This is a genomic window from Nonomuraea sp. CA-141351, assembly GCF_050944675.1.
Lineage (GTDB): Bacteria > Actinomycetota > Actinomycetes > Streptosporangiales > Streptosporangiaceae > Nonomuraea.
Map to the genome: position 1 here is coordinate 10,042,812 of NZ_CP191982.1, position 15,404 is coordinate 10,058,215.

Genomic DNA, 15,404 nt, shown 5'->3' on the forward strand with positions numbered 1-15,404 from the left:
CCTTCGTTGACAGCGGGGCCTGTAGGTGCGGGCGTCCTCGCCACTCGAAGGTGGGAATGTTACGGCCGTCCCGCACAAGCACACTCAGGCTCACCGGTCCCGCGCTGCGGCCGCATCGGCGAACCTCACCTATAAGCGTCGCCTACGTCGCCCGGCTACCATCGCCAGGGCGAGGGCGGCCAGCAGCAGCGTGATCCTCGCTCCCCAGGCGGCCAGCGCGGCCGAGCCGAGCAGAGGTCCGGCCAGGACCGGCAGCGAGGTGCTGTAGGACAGCCAGGCGCTGACGGCCGCCTGCTCCGGCCGGCTGGTCAGCCAGCTGGGGAGGATGTCGAGTGCGGGGGCGCGGCGAAGGCGCGGCCGAGGCTGGCCACCGCCAGGCACGCGATCAGGACGGGCACGCTGCCCAGGGTCAGTCCCGCCACGATGGCGCCGACGGCCGACAGTGCGCCGGCGCCGATCGCGACGGTCTTGGGGCCGAACCGGTCAATGCGTCCGCCGGCTAGATGATTGATGCCAAGGGGTCTGGCTACGGTTAGTGGTCGTAGGCGATCAGAGACCGCTTGATCGGCTGGCCGGTCTTGTCGTTGTGCCAGATCACGCTGGTCAGTGCGAGGATGCGGGTCAGTACGCGGATGATGACGCCGGCGTGGGTACGGCCGCCGTGGCGTTCCAGGTCCAGCTGGCTCTTGAAGGTCTGGTTGATCGACTCGATGGTCTGGCGCAGTGGCTTGAACAGCGCTGCTCCGGGCCGTTCGGGCTCGCCCTGGCGGGCCGGGCGCAGCAACTGCAGGTCACGCTCGGTGAGCTCGGCTTCGAAGACGCGGCCGTAGTAGTGCCGATCGGCGATGATCGTCTGATCCGGGTGGGTGGACAGCACGTCGGGTGCGGCCTGCAGCATCCCGAGCAGTACCTCGCGCTCATCGGCCTTGGCGCCGCTGAGGGCGAACAGCACCGGCAGTCCGCCCAAGGTGCACAGTAGGTGCAGGCGGAGCCCCCAGAAGTAGCGGGCCGCGTGGTTGAGCTGGGCCATGAGCTCGCGGTTGGCGGTTCGGGCGGCGCGTGGCCGAGGTCTGATTCCCGCCAGGCTTGCTCGCCGAGGGCTTGGGAGAGGCGTTTCTCGAGCTGCTGGACGCGGGTGTTCAGCCGGATGGCGCGTTCTTGGGCGGCCAGGAGGTCGGCTTGCAGCGATGCCCTGGTGACGGCGGGCCCGGTGGCGTTGCCTTCCGAATGAGCCGCCGCCGGCCGTGCTGCGGGCACCGCGCGAGTCGCTCAGCGGCAGCGAGGTCCGCGTGCTGCGGGCCTGCTCGCGCCCTCCCGGAACGCCGTCAGGCGCCAGCGGGACTGAGACACGAGTCCGCATACGGCCGCGGCTCCCGTTGCTGGGAATCACCCTGACCGCATGACGGCCGGTCACCCTGCCTTCGGCAAAGCTGCGTACCAGGACGACGAAGCGTATCTGGGCAAGGGTGATGAGGATGGATCAGGAAGACCGCCCGGTCCTGGTGACCGGGGCTACCGGCAGCACCGGCCGGGCCGTGCTGGAGGCCCTGGCCGGGCGCGGAAAGCCAGTGCGGGCGATGGTGCGCCGGGAGGCGGACCGGGAGCGTCTCCCGGTCGGCGTCCAGGCGGTCGTGGCCGACTTCGACGACGCCGTATCCGTGGCGGCGGCTCTGCGGGGCGCCGGACGCGCCTACCTGGTGACGCCGTCCACGGAGCGGGCCGAGGCGCAGCAGCGGCGTTTCGCGGACCTAGCGGCCGAAGCCGGCGTCGGGCACGTGGTCGTGCTGTCCCAGCTGGCCGCGGACAAGGACTCGCCGGTGCGGTTCCTGCGATACCACGCCATGGTCGAAGAGCATGTCCGCAGCCTGGGCATCGGGTACACGTTCCTGCGGCCCAACCTGTTCTTCCAGGGGCTGCTGGCGTTCGCCGGGCTGGTTTCCACACAGGACCGGTTCTACGCGCCGATCGGCGACGCGAAGGTGAGCGCGATCGACGTGCGCGACATCGGCGCGGTGGCCGCGGCCGCGCTGACCGAGGCCGGGCACGAGGGAGCGACGTACACGCTGACCGGCCCCGCGGCCATTACCCACCACGACATCGCCGCGGCACTGGCCTCCGCCCTCGGGCGCGACGTCACCTTCGCCGAGGTACCGCCGGATGTCTTCGCTGACAGCCTGAGCGGGATGATGCCCCCCTGGCAGATCGACGGTCTCCTGGAGGATTACGCGCACTACCGGCGGGGTGAGGCGGCGGAGGTGACCGCGACAGTCGCCGATATCACCGGCAAGCCCTCCAGGAGCATCGGCCAGTTCGCCCGCGACTACGCCGCGGCGTTCAGCAGCTAAGTGCACCTGTTCGCAAGTTCGCCAGGATTGTCCCCGGCGTGTGCCGTTCTCGAGTACGACCCCTCACTGGCACTGGTCGCCCCGGGGCACCGCTTGCGCGAGGGACGGGGCGCGACAGGATCACGCGAATAAGGTGATCATCCCTTCATACACCGGCGGGTGAGGCTGTGGAGGACCCGCAAGAGGATGACCGGTGATGGCCGGGAAAGGAACACCGATGACCAGCGAGCGTCATGTGCTGCACGTATCCGGCGGACGGTTACGACTGGCGGTACCGCGAGGCCGGGATCAACGCGCTTCCCGGCTATGTCGCTTCGGTGGACGGGACTGGCGTCTTCTACCTGCGGTACGACGCCGAGGAGCCGGGGGCGCTGCCTCTCGTGCTGACGCACGGCTGGCCCAGCTCGTTCCTGGAACTGGCCCCGCTGGCCCGTCGCCTATCCATGCCGTCCCGGCACGGCGGGCAGGCAGCGGACGCGTTCACCGTCATCGTGCCCGCCCTGCCCGGCTTCCCCTTCTCCCCGCAGCGCCCCGACCTGCCGCCGGCCGTGCCGACCGAGGAGCTGTGGCACCGGCTCATGCGGGACGAGCTGGGATATTTGGCACCCACAGGCGAGCATCGCGGTCGTCCACGGCCGTGCGGGGTTTTCATGCAAACGTTTCATCCCTGGCGACAATCGGCTCGCCAAGGGATCGACGACTCGCGGACATGTGGTTGAGCGACTCGCGAGCGGGGCGAAAAAGATCGCAAGGCCGCGAACCTTCCTTCCCCGGGCGCTATCCAACCCAGATGTACGACGAAACCTAAACAGATCCAGAAGGGGCATCCACAGATGCGATCGAAGCTGGTCACCCTGTTCCTCGCCACGCTCGCCGCCGGGAGCTGCGTCCTCGCCGGCGCCTCGCCCGCCTCGGCCACGGAGTCGCAGTACGGCAAAAGCAAATGGATCAGCGCCGAGAGCGGCTGGCAGAACGCCGGCGTGTACGTCGAACCCGGTGACCTGGTGCAGATCCACTACGTCGGTGGCCGGTGGACGGTCGACCACCGCGAGTTCCCCTATGTGTCCTCGCGCGGCTACCCCTGGGACATCGACAGCGACATCTACCAGGGATGCAAGATCTTCAGCCAGTACACGTACGGCACGCTGATCGCGAAGGTCAACGGAGACCACTACAGAATCGGCACTGGGGCTTCCATCCGGGCGCGCCAGGAAGGCTTCCTCCAGTTGCGTATCAACGACGCCGACGGTTGCCTCAGCGACAACGACGGCGCCGTCCGCGTGAAGATCACGGTCACCGACTAACCAGGGCTCGTATGCAGCGGATAGTCACCGGACCTTCCGCAGCTCAGTCGGTAGGTTACCGCGTGTCTACGTCTCCGGCTCGCGTACGTTTTGCGCCCTCCCCTATGGGATGTTCCAGGCGATCGGGATCAGCGCCGCGGATCCGGTCTTCGAGTGCCCGTATTTCCAGTCGGACAATGCCGCCCGGCACCGGAAAGCGGTCCTGTGGCTGTACGCGGCAGGCCGGGCGTACTACTGCGACTGCACTTGCCAGCAGCTCAAAGAGCGGGTCCGAGCACCTGGGGTATGACGGGTTCTGCTGTGAGCGGGGGCTGGAGTTCGCCGAGGGGCGGGCGCTGCGGTTCCGTGCGCCGGATGGGGGCGAGACGGTGGTAGAGGATCTCGTCCGCGGTAAGCTGATCTTTCTCAACAGCGCGCGGGCGTCGCCGGACAGCATGCGGTCGTAGGCATCCTCTACCTCGTCCAGTGGGCTGGGCTCGATCATGGGCTGCACGCCCGTCAGCGCGGCGAAGCGCAGGGTCTCCTCGACATCGCGGGCGGTGCCGGACGGGTGGCCATGCACGGAGCTGCTCGCCGCGCGATGAGCTGGAACGGGCTGACCTGAATGGATTCCGGCCTTGCGCCGAGCACGATGAGCTCGCCGTTGTGACGCAGCCCGTCGATGGTGGCGCCCATGGCGTCGGAGCTGGCCGCAGTGGCGAGCACGACCTTCGCGCCGCACAGGGCGGACACCGGCGGTGGCGGGAGCCAGGGTGCCGAGTCCGGACCGACGGCAGACCGCATCAGTGCTCCGCGCGGGTCGTCTTCCGCGGCTGCCGACTCCTGATCCGCCCTGCTGGGTGTCAGCTCATGGCCTGCCGGAAGTACTTTTCGGCGCTGGTCGGCTGGATGCTGGGGTAGCGGTGGTTCTCGAGCGGGTCGAGCTTCCCCTTCCCACTGACCATGGCCCAGTTGTACTGCAGCAGGAGGTACTCGAACGTGTCGGTGGCCACCGCCTTACGGCGTTCGATCTCGGCGCGGAGGTCGTCGGTGCTGCCGAGCCGCCGTGCCTCGAGCCGTCGCCCCGAGCCGCGCTCCATGGCCCGGTGCAGTTCCTTCAGCGTCAGCACATCCCCGGCCACTCGCACGGTGCGTCCGGCGGTCGAGGGGTCGAGGGCTACTTCGGCGGTCCACTCGGCGGTGTCGGAATAGGTGGAGAAGTCGACGGGTTGATCGCCGTCACCCCAATAGCTGAAGGTGCCGGACTCCCAGTCGACCCAGTTGTAGAAGGGCTCGTTCAGGACCTCGAGGAAGGCGCCGATGAGGACTGAGGTGGGTGCCACGGTGCTGGACCGGTAGGCCTCGGCTGCCTTCTTGCGGAGGTCGGCGAAGTCGTTGTCACCGTAGTCGAGTCGGTCTATACCGAGGGAGAAATCCGAGGGGATCCAGCGCGGAACCCCGGCCTGCTCGGCGGCACGCAGCAGGTTGACCTGGCCGTCGATGATGACCTCCGCACCCCCCTGGACGGCGGAGACAACGACGTCCACTCCCTGCAGCGCGCGGGTGAGGCGGTCGGCGGGATCGCGGATGTCTCCTTCTACGACCTCGATGGCCGGGTCGTCGAATGCCTGCAGGCCCTTGGCGTTGCCGGGCCTGACAAGGGCGCGGACCTGCACGTCCCGCCGTCGCAGACTGTCGATGATCAGACGGCCCAGGCGGCCGGTGGCGCCGGCCACGAACACAGTAGACATGGATGCTCCCTGTAAGGGTGAGATGGAACGGGGACCCGCTGAATGCGGCAGCCCCCGGCTGAACACCGGACAGCGATTCATGTTCGGCTAGGAGAACTGGCCCGCAGGACTGGTTGGACGAGTCTCTGGCTGCTGGATGCGCTCGAAGAGAGGCCAAGCGGCTTTGCCCGGGGTCGGCCATTCGCTGGTTCGCGGTCCTGTGTTGCTTCAGGGCCCGTCGCGCGAGTTCTGAGAAGGTCTGCGACGTCGGTGAGTCCGATCTCGATGCGTCCGTAGATGCGGGGGTTGAGCAGGGTCGTACCGTCGAAGTCTCCGGTGGAGGCGAAGACCGCGACCGGGATCGTCAACGCCTGGAAGAAGGCGAACAGTGGCCGCATGGCGTGTTCCAGGACGAGCGCGTGGTGGTCGCCTCCGCCTGTCGCGGCGAGGAGGACGGGCTTGTTCGCGAGCGCGTATTGGTCGACGAGGTCGAAGAAGTGCTTGAACATGCCCGGGTACGTGCCGCGGAAGACGGGTGCGGCGGCGATGAGGAGATCGGCATCCTCGGCGAGCCGGAGTGAGTCTTCGACCTCGGGTGTGACGTCATCGCGCTCAATCGCTCCGGTGAACCCCGCGCCCAAGCGGTACACGTCAACCTGGGACACCTCGATGGGGAGCTTGTCCTTCAGGGTGTCGAGGACGACGTCGACGAGTCCCATGGTCTTGGACGGCTGGCTGGGGCTGCCGTTGACGACGACGACGCGCAGGGCCGGGCCGGTGTCCGCTACGGCGGTCATGCCGCGCTCTTCTCGCGCAGTGCGACCTCGCGGCGCACGACGGGTGCCACCTGTGTGCCGAGCAGTTCGATCGCCTGGAGGTGCTCCTTTTGCGGCATGCCGCCGAAGCCCATCTGGATGATGGCGCGGTTGAGGCCGTACAGCTCGTGGTAGGTGAGCAGCTTGTCGATGAGCTCCTGCGGGCTGCCGACCAGCAGGCCGGCCGCGGGCGAGGACTGCGCGTCGAACGCGGCCCGGGGAAGTCGCAGGCCGACGCCGCGCTGGTGGTTGTTGTCCATCATGCCCCTGGCGAAGTAGGGGTACATGGTGTCGCGTGCGCCCTGGCTGGTGCGTCCGACGAACCCGTGCGAGTTGATGCTGATCGGCAGTGCGTGCGCGTCGTGCCCGGCCTTGGTCGCGGCCGCTCGGTAGAGCTGGACTGTCTCCTCGTGGAAGGTCATCGGTCCGAGTAGCAGGGCCAGGGCCATGGGCAGGCCGAGGTGGCCGGTGCTGATGGCCGACGCGGGCGATCCGCCGACCCCGACCCAGATCGGGATGGTGCCGCCGTCGGCGCGGGGTGCGATGTCGGCGTCGACCAGGGGCGCGCGGAAGTGCCCGGACCAGGTGAGCGGGTTGTGGTCGCGGATCTTGAGCAGTAGGTCGAGCTTCTCGCGGAACAGGTCGGCGTAGTCTTTCAGGTCGTAGCCGAACAGGGGGAAGGACTCGGTGTAGGAGCCGCGGCCGGCGATGATCTCGGCGCGGCCGGCGGACAGCAGGTCGATCGTGGCGAATTGTTCCCAGACGCGTACGGGGTCCTCCGAACTGAGCACGGTGACCGAGCTCGTGAGCTTGATGTGCTCGGTCTTCTCCGCGGCGGCGGCCAGCAGGATGGCCGGCGCTGAGCCGACGAAGTCGGTGCGGTGGTGTTCGCCGACGCCGAAGACGTCCAGGCCTGCCTGGTCGGCGACCTGCGCCTGCTCGATCGTTTCGCGGACGCGCTGCCGGGGGGATGGAATGGCTCCGGTGGACGGGTCCTGCGTGAGCTCCCCGAACGTCATGATGCCGATCTCGAATGGCATGTCGTTTCCTTTCTCCGACCGGAGGCGCCGCGCGCCTCCGACGGCTGATCCACACTTCTATCAATCTGTCTGCGCAAGCAATTATTCCGCGCGGATGCGCCACAAACTTTGCGCAGGACGGGTCGTCAGCGTGGGGCCTCAAGGACGAGCTCAGATGCGGAATTGGGTTAACGCCAGGGGTCAAATAGTTGCCTGCAAAGGCAACTTGCGAGCTCCTTTGCGTGCGAGTAGGTTGACAACAGTCCTCGCGTATCCCGCGATGCCTGCACGGTACGTGCCCGCCGGGCAGCCGGGCCGCCTGCTGCGGCCTGAGCTGCTCTGCTCACCCTCGCCCCGGGCCGGTGCTGTTCGCATCGGCGACAATCGCCTAGTAGTACTTCGGCGGGAATCGTGTCCCGCTCGGAAATACGGTTGCATGCAGTGAGCTGCGTTTTTGCTGCGTGATCAGGGCGGCGGCTGCGACCATCTCGAGATGTTGTTGTCGCTTGTCTACCGGTTGGTGAGGGGCTTGTTCGGCCTGCTGACCGTGCTGATGCGCTCTGATCTGTCCAAGGATGTTGAACTGCCGGTGCTCCGTCAGGAGAACCAGGTGCTTCGCCGTCAGCTTGGCGGTCAGCCGCGGTGGGGTCACGTCGACCGGCTCTGGTTTACGGCGTTGTCCCGGCTGATCCGCCGCTGCCGGTGGGCGGAGGGTCTCCCCGGTCACCCCAGCGACGATCCTGCGTTGGCACCGCAACCTGGTAGCGCGTAAGTGGACCTGTCACCGACAGGAGAGGCCGGGGACGTCCCGGCACTCGCCGGCCGGTCAAGGCACTGATCATTCGCATGGCCCGGGAGAACCCGACCTGGGGACACCGGAGAATCCAGGGTGAGCTAGCGCGCCTGGGCTACTCGATAGCGGCCTCCACGGTGTGGGAGATTCTGCACGCCGCCGGTATCGATCCGGCGCCCCGCCGGGCCGACCTGGCGGCAGTTCCTGACCGCCCAGGCCCACGCGATCATTGCCTGCGACTTCCTGGTGGTCGAGACGCTGCTGCTCAAGCGGCTGTATGTGCTGGTCTTCATCGAGCACGGCACCCGGCGGCTGCACCTGGCCGGAGCGACCGCGCACCCGACCGGGGCATGGACGGTGCAGCAAGCCCGCAACCTCGCGATGGACCTGGGCGATCGCATTGCTGAGCTACGGTTCTTGATCCACGATCGCGATCCACTCCTCACCGCGCCTTCAACGCGGTCTTCACAGGTGAAGGACTGCGGGTCATCACCACGCTGCCGCGGACGCCGAGGGTGAACGCCATCTGCGAGCGAGTCATCGGCACCCTGCGCCGTGAACTCCTAGACCGAATCCTGATCCTCAACGAACGCCACCTAACCGTCGCGCTCCGCGGGTACCTGATCGACTACAACGGGCACCGGCCACACCAGTCCCGGCAGCAACGTCCCCTGGGCATCGCCACGCAGCCTGTCTGCGACGTGACCGACCTCGACCACCGACGCTCCATCCACCGAAAACCCGTCGTCACAGGAATGATCTACGAATACCGCTACGCCGCATAGCCGCAGCTCAAGCCACGTAACTCAATATTCGAGCGGCACACGACCGGCAAGGGCCGCAAACGCTGGATCACCCGCTGGAAAGCCGCGCTGAACGCCTTCGCCATCACCTTCGAAGGCCCGTCTGACCCCGACCACCCGCTAATCAAGCAAGATCGAGATACACCACTGACAGGACACACCCAACATCGCCTATGAACCTCGACTAGATTCCCGGTCGTGGCGCACGCCGGTTGGAGGTCAGGGAAGCTGCATGTCCCTGAGCTGTCGACGGGAGGTGATGCCGAGCTTGCGGAAGATGCTGCGCAGGTGCGCGTCGATCGTGCGCGGGCTCAGGAACAGCTGCGCGCCGGCCTCCTTGGAGGTCGCCCCGGTGGCCACCAGCCGCGCGATGTGCAGCTCGTGGGCAGTGAGCGCGTCGGCCGGCTGGGCGGTCCGCTTGCGTGGTTGCCCGCCGGTGGCACGCAGTTCGCGTGCGGCGCGCGCCGCGAACGCCTCCAGGCCCATGCCCGACAGCAGCTCGTGCGCGGTGCGCAGCTGCTCGTGGGCGTCCTTACGCCGGCCTTCGCGGCGTAACCACTCGCCGTAGACCAGGTGGGCGCGGGCGAGGTCGGGCACCCTGCGGCAGTCGCCGAGCCGCTGGATCGCTTCGCGGTACAGCTCCTCCGCGGCCGGCCCGCTGCTCATCAGCGCCCGCGAGCGCGCCTCCAGCCCGAGCGCCCACGGGGTGCCGCTGGCACGGGCCCGCGAGCTGAGCCGCTCCAGCGCGGCCGCCGCGCGCACCGGTTCGCCGACGCGGATGGCCGCCTCGATGAGCTCGGGCAGGGCCCCGTTGCTGTGCGCGAGCTCGTCGTAGTCGCACGGTCCTGCCGCGGCGGCGAGCGCGGCCTCGTAGTTGCCCAGGCCGTTGTGCAGCACCGCCAGCGCGGCCTGGCCCAGGGTGACGACGGTGCCCTCGCCCCGTTCGGTCACCTCCCGGACCGTGGCCGCGTACAGCTCGGAGGTTTCGCTCTGCCGGCCGCGATGGGCGGCGAGCACGAGCCTGGCGTGGGGCAGCGGCGGGGCCCCGATCGACCGCGTGATCGCGCTCTCCTCGGCCACCAGCTCGGCGGCGCGGGACAGCTCACCGTTGTTCACCATGATGGTGGCGTGAAAGTTGAGCGCGGTGGCGAGCGTGGCCAGCGCGCCGGCATCGCGGGCAAGGCGGACGTGGCGGCTGGTCAGCTCGTAAAGAATCTCGTCGTCGAACAGCATGAACGCGACGCGGCAGGCCAGCCACAGCCCGCGGCGGTCGTCGTCCTCGGTCCCGAACTGGTCGCGGAACGCCTCCAGCGCCCGCCGCAGACCGGGCACGCTCGCCTCGTACCCTTGCGTGAACCTCGTCACCACCCCGTCGAGCAGGAGATCGAGCGGCCGCGGCGGCGTCGAGGGTGCGGGCGCGGCCCGGGCAGCGTCGGCCACCTCCAGCACCCCGCGGCCCTGACCGAGCGGACCGGCGTGGATGGCCGCCTCAAGAGCTTGCAGGTATGTCTCACGGGCCAGTGCGGCATCCAGCGGGGCGAGCGCCTTGGCGGCGTCCAGCAGCATCCCCGGCACATCGCTGCCGCGCGTCAGAACAAACGCGATCTGCGCGCGCAGCAGCTCGACTCGGGCGTGTTGCAGCGCGTCCAGCGGTCCGGCCGCTGCGACCGTCAGCAGTTCCGAGGCGGCGTGGGGCGCGCCGGCCTGGTGCTTGGCGTGCGCGGCGGCCAGCGCCCGGCGAGCCCGCTCCGCCGGCTTGGGCGTCAGTACCACCGCTCGATCCAGGAACGCGGCCGCCGCGGCCAGCCCGCCGCGTGAGCGTGCCCGGCCGGCCGAGCGCTCCAGCTCCGCGGCGACCGTCTCATCGGTGCCCAGTACGGCCTGCGCGCGATGCCAGGCGTGACGGTCGGGATCGGCCTGGGGGTCGGTGGCCTCGGCCAGCGCGCCATGCGCACGGCGGCGATCCCACGGTGAGGCGGCCCGGTAGACCGCCGAGCGCACCAGCGGATGCGAAAAACGTACCCTGGCACCGATCTCCAGCAACCCCGCCGCCTCCGCCGGCATGGCGGCCTCGGCACCGGTGCCCAGGTGCTCGGCTGCGCGCCACAACAACGCCGCGTCGCCGACCGGCTCGGCCGCCGCGACCAGCAGCAGCAATTGCGTGTCGTCGGGCAGGCTGCCCGAGCGGTGCCGGAAGCTCTCCTCGATTCGGCGAGGCACGCCCAGCGCGTCCGGCAGCCCGAACCCGCCCGCCAGCTCCGCCGACGGGGCCGGCTCCGTGCTTCGGGACAGCTCCAGCAGCGCCAGCGGGTTGCCGCGCGCCTCGGCGATGAGCCGGTCGCGTACCCGCTCATCCAGCGGCGCATGCACGGCTCCGGCCAGCAACGCCCGCGCGTCGGCCTCACCGAGCCCGTCCAGTCGCAGCTCCGGCAGCCCGGCGAGCACCTCGGCGCCGCTCGCGTCGGGGCTGGGGTCACGCAGCGCGAACACCAGCGCCACCCGCTCGGCCTCCACCCGCCGCGCCACGAACGCGAGGGTCTGCGCGGAGGCCGCATCCAGCCACTGCGCATCGTCCACCAGGCACAACAGCGGCCGTTCCTCCGCGGCCTCGGCCAGCATACCGAGGGCGGCCAGCCCGACCAGGAACCGGTCCGGCGGGTCACCGGCGCGTTGTCCCAGCGCCACGCCCAGGGCGGCCTGCTGCGGATCAGGCAGCGCGCCGAGCCGGTCCAGCAGCGGCGCGCACAACTGGTGCAACCCGGCGAACGCGAACTCCATCTCGGACTCCACACCGGTCGCGCGCACCACCCGGAACCTTTCCGCGACGCCGCGGGCATGCTCCAGCAGCACGGTCTTACCGATGCCTGCCTCCCCGCGCACCACCAGCACGCCGCTGCGTCCGTCCCGCGCCTGGGCGAGTAACCGTTCGACGACCTCACGCTCGGCGCGTCGACCTCGAAGCATCGTCTGGTTCCCCCCCGCGGGCGTCAACCGGTGTCCGCCAACATCGCTTTCCGCCCAAGACTAGGCGATTGCCGCCGAAGCACTAATAGGCGATTGTCGCCGATGCGAACAGCATCAGCCCGCGGTGAGGGTGATACCGCGAGTCCTGCCGTCGCAGGTTGCACCGGCTGCGGCCGTTGCGCCGATCGACGGTGGACGCGGCAAGCAGAGCCGCTCGGTTGTCACCGGAAGGACGACCATGTCGACCACCACCGTCAGCAGCCCTTCCATAGCCACCCGTAATCGGACCAATGACACTGGAGTGACGCCGGCTCCCTGCACGAGTCGATCAACCCCTCCACCGGCGAAGTCGTCGGCACCTACGTCTCAGCGGGCCGCGCCGAGGCGCAAGCCGCGATCGCCGCCGCACGCACCGCGTTCGACACCACGACTGGTTACGCAACACGTCGCTGCGAGCCTGGGCACTCAACGAACTGGCCGACCGGCTCGCCGAACGCGTCTCTGCCATGGGCCGCCGCGTAGGACGCAACCTCCACTTCGGTGGAATCTGGATCAACACCTGGGGCGTGCTCTCCGAACACTTCGAGCGAGGCGGCATGCATGGCTACATGCCGCTCTCCGACACCCCTGCGCCCGGTGGTCTGGCCTGTGCGCCATGGAGGATGAAGTCGGCCACCCGCTCGAGGAAGTCGTCGTCCAGCGGGTGGCCGAGCATGAGCCAGTGGAAGTAGAGCGGCCCAGAGATCATCTCCAGCAGGAAGTCCGGGTCGGTGTCGGCGGGTAGTTCGCCGCGTTCGATGGCGCGCTCGAAGATGACTCCTGAGACCTTGAACCGGGCCGGCCAGAACCTGTCGAGGAGTTCGTACAGGTCGGCGTTCGCGGCGGTGCGCGGGCCGGCTTCGCGCTGCAGCGCGACGACCCAGGGGACGTTGAGGCCGAGCCGGATCTCATTGAGCAGCTCGATGAGATCCCCGCGCAGGCTGCCGGTGTCGGCGGGCGGCACCAACTGACCACGGCGCTCAATGAGGGCGGTGGACACCAGGCCGACCTTGTTGCCCCATCGGCGGTAGATCGTCGTCTTGTTGACGCCCGCGCGCTCGGCCACCGCATCGACGCGCAGCGCGGCGTAGCCGACCTCGCTCAACTCCGCGATGGTGGCATCGATGACGGCTTCGCGCACGCGCGCCGTCCGTCCGCCCGGCCGAACCGTCGCCGCGTCGGCGTGCAGATGCTGAACGTCTTGCAGCGGTTCTCCTGCCATACGGCCAAGTTAGAGCCACGCCCATCCTAGTACAACTTGCGGGTGCATTAAGCCAGGAATTAAGGCAACAGCGAGTTGTGTTAAGAGGAAGCAGAACCTAGAGTCCTCAACGCAACAACTCGTTGTACCAACTTCCGTTCGAAGGAGAACCGCCATGATCTACCACCAGATCCGCATCGCCCTGAAGCCCGACGCTCCCGAGGACCAGGTCCAGCACGCGCTCGACCTGTTGCGCACGCTCGGCGACAAGCTCGACGTCGTCGAGTTCTTCATGGTCGGCCGTGACTTCGGCGGCGAGTTCCACTACGGCGCCATGTACGCGCTCAAGGACATCGACGCCTACCGCACCTACATGTACGACCCGCTGCACCTCCAGATCGACGCTATCGGCCTGCCACTCGCGGCCAACATGGCCTCACTGGACCTCACCGACGACCCCGACCCCGAGATCGGCGACAAGATCGCCCAAGTGCACCGCGACCGATTCACCGACCACCCCGAAGTCTTCGACCTGATCGAGAACCTCGGCTCCTATGAAGGCAGCGGTGTACCCGACGACGACTCCACGCCCAGATGAGCCGGCATCGGCGCGAGACAAGCGGCCGCAGTGAGGGCGACGTAGCCGGCACCCACAGCACACCCAGGAGAACTCCATGCCGAGCAACACACCCATGATCACGGTCAGTGACGCAGAACTGAACGAGCTCCGCGCTCGGTTGGAGGCCACGCGATGGCCCCAGCCCTGGCCGCTGAACGGCTGGGAGGCCGGTACCGACACCGTGGAACTGCGCCGCCTCGCCGCGTACTGGGCCTCCGGTTACGACTGGCGAGCCCACGAAGCCGCCATCAACGCCCTACCGTCACATCTCGCGAACCTCGACGGAACACCGGTTCACTACCTTCGCTTCGACGGCGAGCACCCGGACGCGCTGCCGATCATCCTCACGCACGGCTGGCCCAGCTCCTTCCTCGAGCTCATCACCCTCGCCGACCGGTTGGCCACCCCATCCCGGTACGGAGGAGCAGCCGAGGACGCCTTCACCGTGATCGTTCCCTCACTGCCCGGATTCGCTTTCTCACCCCAGCGGCCCACGCTCACCGATGCGGTGCAGACACACGACCTCTGGCACCGGCTGATGCGCGACGAACTGGGCTTCGAGCGGTACGCGGCGCACGGCGGAGACCTGGGCGCCGGCGTCACCTCACGGCTCGCCGAGGCCCACCCCGAGGCGCTGGCCGGCATCCACCTGCTGGCCGTGGCAGCCCCGGCCGACTACGACCCGGACGGCCTCACCCCGCAGGAGCAGGCCCACCTCGCCTCCGTGGCAGCCTGGGAGTCGCAGGAGGGCGGATACCAGCACCAGCAGAGCACCCGTCCCCTCACCCTGGCTTACGGCCTGGCCGACTCGCCCGCCGGCCTGCTCGCCTGGCTCGTCGAGAAGTACCGTGCGTGGAGCGACTGCGGAGGCGACCTGTCCTCGCGCTTCAGCGACGACTTCATCCTCACCCAGGCCTCCCTCTACTGGTTCACCGGCACGATCTCCACCTCCTTCAGGCCCTACTACGAGTACGCCCACGGCCTGACCAGACGCGTGGAGCGGGTGAGCGTGCCCACAGCCCTTGCCGTGTTCCCCGCCGACCTGAGCCGGCCCCCACGGAGCTGGGCCGAGCGCACCTACAACCTCACGCGCTACACGCTCATGCCCCGCGGCGGACACTTCGCCGCCCACGAAGAACCCGACCTGTTGGCCCACGACATCATCGAGTTCTTCCGCGCCCACCGTCCCTCTCTCCTTTCAGCCCCTCCATTCGATGCCTGAACCCCGACGGCCAGGCCGAGGGCGCTTCTGCACCGCGGCCAGTACCCGCTTGCCACCGGAGGCCGCGCCGAGCGCGGCCTCAGCAGCGCGAACAGGCCCAGCGCGTCGTCGATCGCCGCCGCATCAAGGCAGCGTGCCGTTCGCAATCCCTGGGAGATCTCGAGCAGCCAAGTGTTGATTCGGTACAGCGTGGAGGTTCCGTTGCTCTAGTGCGTCGCGACTCGGAAGGGGCTTCGCTCATTTTCGGTCGGATGGGGTGCGCGCCGGAACGCCGAATTCATTAGATGAATGATTCGTGCATTGAATGGGTTGATTTCTCGTTTTACTCTGCAGCAAATGTGCGAAAGTACAGCCTGCTGTACCCGTGGTGGATAGCGGGGGGTATCGTCACGACTCGTGGCCCTTTCATAGTTTCGGGAGAGCAACATGGTGAAGCGCCATGGTGCGTCCTGTTAAATTCTTGGCTGACTAGCCGAACCAGATGGATGGTTCGCTGACGATCCGACCGGCGTGTCCGAGAGGTCGGACCGGCACTTGACAGCGGTATCTGCCGGGTGTTCGGAGAGAGATT

16 protein-coding genes and 1 pseudogene are annotated in these 15,404 nt (G+C 68.3%); 8 read left to right on the forward strand and 9 right to left on the reverse strand.

Annotation, left to right across the window (positions count from 1 at the left end; translation table 11 throughout):
* Positions 1-129: 129 nt before the first annotated feature.
* Together ACQPWU_RS47105 and ACQPWU_RS47110 are read right to left on the reverse strand one after the other, a co-directional pair.
* On the reverse strand, positions 130-381 hold the full coding sequence (locus ACQPWU_RS47105) for a hypothetical protein (RefSeq protein WP_433432620.1): 252 nt from the start codon (positions 379-381) through the stop codon (positions 130-132).
* Between the two features lie 151 nt (positions 382-532).
* Positions 533-1,009: pseudogene (locus ACQPWU_RS47110) on the reverse strand (transposase); the annotation flags it as partial.
* A 466-nt stretch (positions 1,010-1,475) separates the two neighbouring features.
* Here ACQPWU_RS47110 and ACQPWU_RS47115 point away from each other — a divergent pair.
* From ACQPWU_RS47115 to ACQPWU_RS47125, 3 genes are all read left to right on the forward strand, one after another.
* Entirely contained in the window at positions 1,476-2,345 is an 870-nt protein-coding gene (locus ACQPWU_RS47115) for an SDR family oxidoreductase (protein WP_433432622.1), read from the forward strand.
* A gap of 233 nt (positions 2,346-2,578) precedes the next feature.
* The gene (locus tag ACQPWU_RS47120) at positions 2,579-3,064 is read left to right on the forward strand and encodes an epoxide hydrolase N-terminal domain-containing protein (protein WP_433432624.1); all 486 of its coding nucleotides are present in this window, start codon (positions 2,579-2,581) and stop codon (positions 3,062-3,064) included.
* Between the two features lie 114 nt (positions 3,065-3,178).
* The gene (locus ACQPWU_RS47125; RefSeq protein ID WP_433432625.1) at positions 3,179-3,649 is read left to right on the forward strand and encodes a hypothetical protein; all 471 of its coding nucleotides are present in this window, start codon (positions 3,179-3,181) and stop codon (positions 3,647-3,649) included.
* Positions 3,650-4,147: 498 nt separating this feature from the next.
* Here ACQPWU_RS47125 and ACQPWU_RS47130 read toward each other — a convergent pair whose 3' ends face one another.
* The 5 genes from ACQPWU_RS47130 to ACQPWU_RS47150 all read right to left on the reverse strand — a co-directional run bounded on the left by ACQPWU_RS47130 (position 4,148) and on the right by ACQPWU_RS47150 (position 7,919).
* A complete protein-coding gene (locus ACQPWU_RS47130; RefSeq protein ID WP_433432627.1) occupies positions 4,148-4,432 on the reverse strand; it encodes a hypothetical protein in 285 nt (94 codons plus the stop codon).
* A 59-nt stretch (positions 4,433-4,491) separates the two neighbouring features.
* On the reverse strand, positions 4,492-5,379 hold the full coding sequence (locus ACQPWU_RS47135) for an NmrA family NAD(P)-binding protein (RefSeq protein WP_433432629.1): 888 nt from the start codon (positions 5,377-5,379) through the stop codon (positions 4,492-4,494).
* 77 nt (positions 5,380-5,456) lie between these two features.
* Positions 5,457-6,155, reverse strand: a complete 699-nt coding sequence (locus ACQPWU_RS47140; RefSeq protein WP_433432631.1) for an NAD(P)H-dependent oxidoreductase — start codon at positions 6,153-6,155, stop codon at positions 5,457-5,459.
* Positions 6,152-7,213 carry an LLM class flavin-dependent oxidoreductase gene (locus tag ACQPWU_RS47145; RefSeq protein ID WP_433432632.1) on the reverse strand — a complete coding sequence of 354 codons (1,062 nt, stop codon included), beginning with the start codon at positions 7,211-7,213 and terminating at the stop codon, positions 6,152-6,154. Before ACQPWU_RS47145 ends, ACQPWU_RS47140 begins: the two co-directional genes overlap by 4 nt.
* 367 nt (positions 7,214-7,580) lie before the next feature.
* Positions 7,581-7,919, reverse strand: coding sequence for a hypothetical protein (locus ACQPWU_RS47150; RefSeq protein WP_433432634.1), 339 nt, complete (start codon positions 7,917-7,919; stop codon positions 7,581-7,583).
* Positions 7,920-8,231: 312 nt separating this feature from the next.
* On the opposite strand from ACQPWU_RS47150, the gene ACQPWU_RS47155 reads away from it, so the two are divergent.
* Positions 8,232-8,504, forward strand: a complete 273-nt coding sequence (locus tag ACQPWU_RS47155) for a hypothetical protein (protein WP_433432636.1) — start codon at positions 8,232-8,234, stop codon at positions 8,502-8,504.
* A complete protein-coding gene (locus tag ACQPWU_RS47160) occupies positions 8,501-8,770 on the forward strand; it encodes an integrase core domain-containing protein (RefSeq protein ID WP_433432638.1) in 270 nt (89 codons plus the stop codon). Before ACQPWU_RS47155 ends, ACQPWU_RS47160 begins: the two co-directional genes overlap by 4 nt.
* A gap of 237 nt (positions 8,771-9,007) precedes the next feature.
* Here ACQPWU_RS47160 and ACQPWU_RS47165 read toward each other — a convergent pair whose 3' ends face one another.
* Entirely contained in the window at positions 9,008-11,752 is a 2,745-nt protein-coding gene (locus ACQPWU_RS47165) for an ATP-binding protein (protein WP_433432640.1), read from the reverse strand.
* 327 nt (positions 11,753-12,079) lie between these two features.
* Here ACQPWU_RS47165 and ACQPWU_RS47170 point away from each other — a divergent pair, with 327 nt between their 5' ends.
* On the forward strand, positions 12,080-12,274 hold the full coding sequence (locus ACQPWU_RS47170; protein WP_433445462.1) for a hypothetical protein: 195 nt from the start codon (positions 12,080-12,082) through the stop codon (positions 12,272-12,274).
* An 82-nt stretch (positions 12,275-12,356) separates the two neighbouring features.
* Here the strand turns inward: ACQPWU_RS47170 and ACQPWU_RS47175 are convergent, their stop codons facing one another.
* Complete coding sequence (locus ACQPWU_RS47175) at positions 12,357-13,013, reverse strand: TetR/AcrR family transcriptional regulator (RefSeq protein WP_433432641.1); 657 nt, start codon at positions 13,011-13,013, stop codon at positions 12,357-12,359.
* Positions 13,014-13,167: 154 nt separating this feature from the next.
* Here ACQPWU_RS47175 and ACQPWU_RS47180 point away from each other — a divergent pair, with 154 nt between their 5' ends.
* Positions 13,168-13,590, forward strand: coding sequence for a Dabb family protein (locus tag ACQPWU_RS47180; protein WP_433432643.1), 423 nt, complete (start codon positions 13,168-13,170; stop codon positions 13,588-13,590).
* 76 nt (positions 13,591-13,666) lie between these two features.
* Positions 13,667-14,833 carry an epoxide hydrolase family protein gene (locus ACQPWU_RS47185; protein WP_433432644.1) on the forward strand — a complete coding sequence of 389 codons (1,167 nt, stop codon included), beginning with the start codon at positions 13,667-13,669 and terminating at the stop codon, positions 14,831-14,833.
* Positions 14,834-15,404 lie beyond the last annotated feature (571 nt).

What these genes read in the sequence shown, in the direction of transcription:
- ACQPWU_RS47115 (WP_433432622.1), top strand. Translation starts at nt 1,476, where the DNA reads ATGGATCAGGAAGACCGCCCGGTCCTGGTGACCGGGGCTACCGGCAGC.
- ACQPWU_RS47120 (WP_433432624.1), top strand. Translation starts at nt 2,579, where the DNA reads ATGTGCTGCACGTATCCGGCGGACGGTTACGACTGGCGGTACCGCGAG.
- ACQPWU_RS47125 (WP_433432625.1), top strand. Translation starts at nt 3,179, where the DNA reads ATGCGATCGAAGCTGGTCACCCTGTTCCTCGCCACGCTCGCCGCCGGG.
- ACQPWU_RS47130 (WP_433432627.1), bottom strand. Translation starts at nt 4,432, where the DNA reads ATGCGGTCTGCCGTCGGTCCGGACTCGGCACCCTGGCTCCCGCCACCG.
- ACQPWU_RS47135 (WP_433432629.1), bottom strand. Translation starts at nt 5,379, where the DNA reads ATGTCTACTGTGTTCGTGGCCGGCGCCACCGGCCGCCTGGGCCGTCTG.
- ACQPWU_RS47140 (WP_433432631.1), bottom strand. Translation starts at nt 6,155, where the DNA reads ATGACCGCCGTAGCGGACACCGGCCCGGCCCTGCGCGTCGTCGTCGTC.
- ACQPWU_RS47145 (WP_433432632.1), bottom strand. Translation starts at nt 7,213, where the DNA reads ATGCCATTCGAGATCGGCATCATGACGTTCGGGGAGCTCACGCAGGAC.
- ACQPWU_RS47165 (WP_433432640.1), bottom strand. Translation starts at nt 11,752, where the DNA reads ATGCTTCGAGGTCGACGCGCCGAGCGTGAGGTCGTCGAACGGTTACTC.
- ACQPWU_RS47175 (WP_433432641.1), bottom strand. Translation starts at nt 13,013, where the DNA reads ATGGCAGGAGAACCGCTGCAAGACGTTCAGCATCTGCACGCCGACGCG.
- ACQPWU_RS47180 (WP_433432643.1), top strand. Translation starts at nt 13,168, where the DNA reads ATGATCTACCACCAGATCCGCATCGCCCTGAAGCCCGACGCTCCCGAG.
- ACQPWU_RS47185 (WP_433432644.1), top strand. Translation starts at nt 13,667, where the DNA reads ATGCCGAGCAACACACCCATGATCACGGTCAGTGACGCAGAACTGAAC.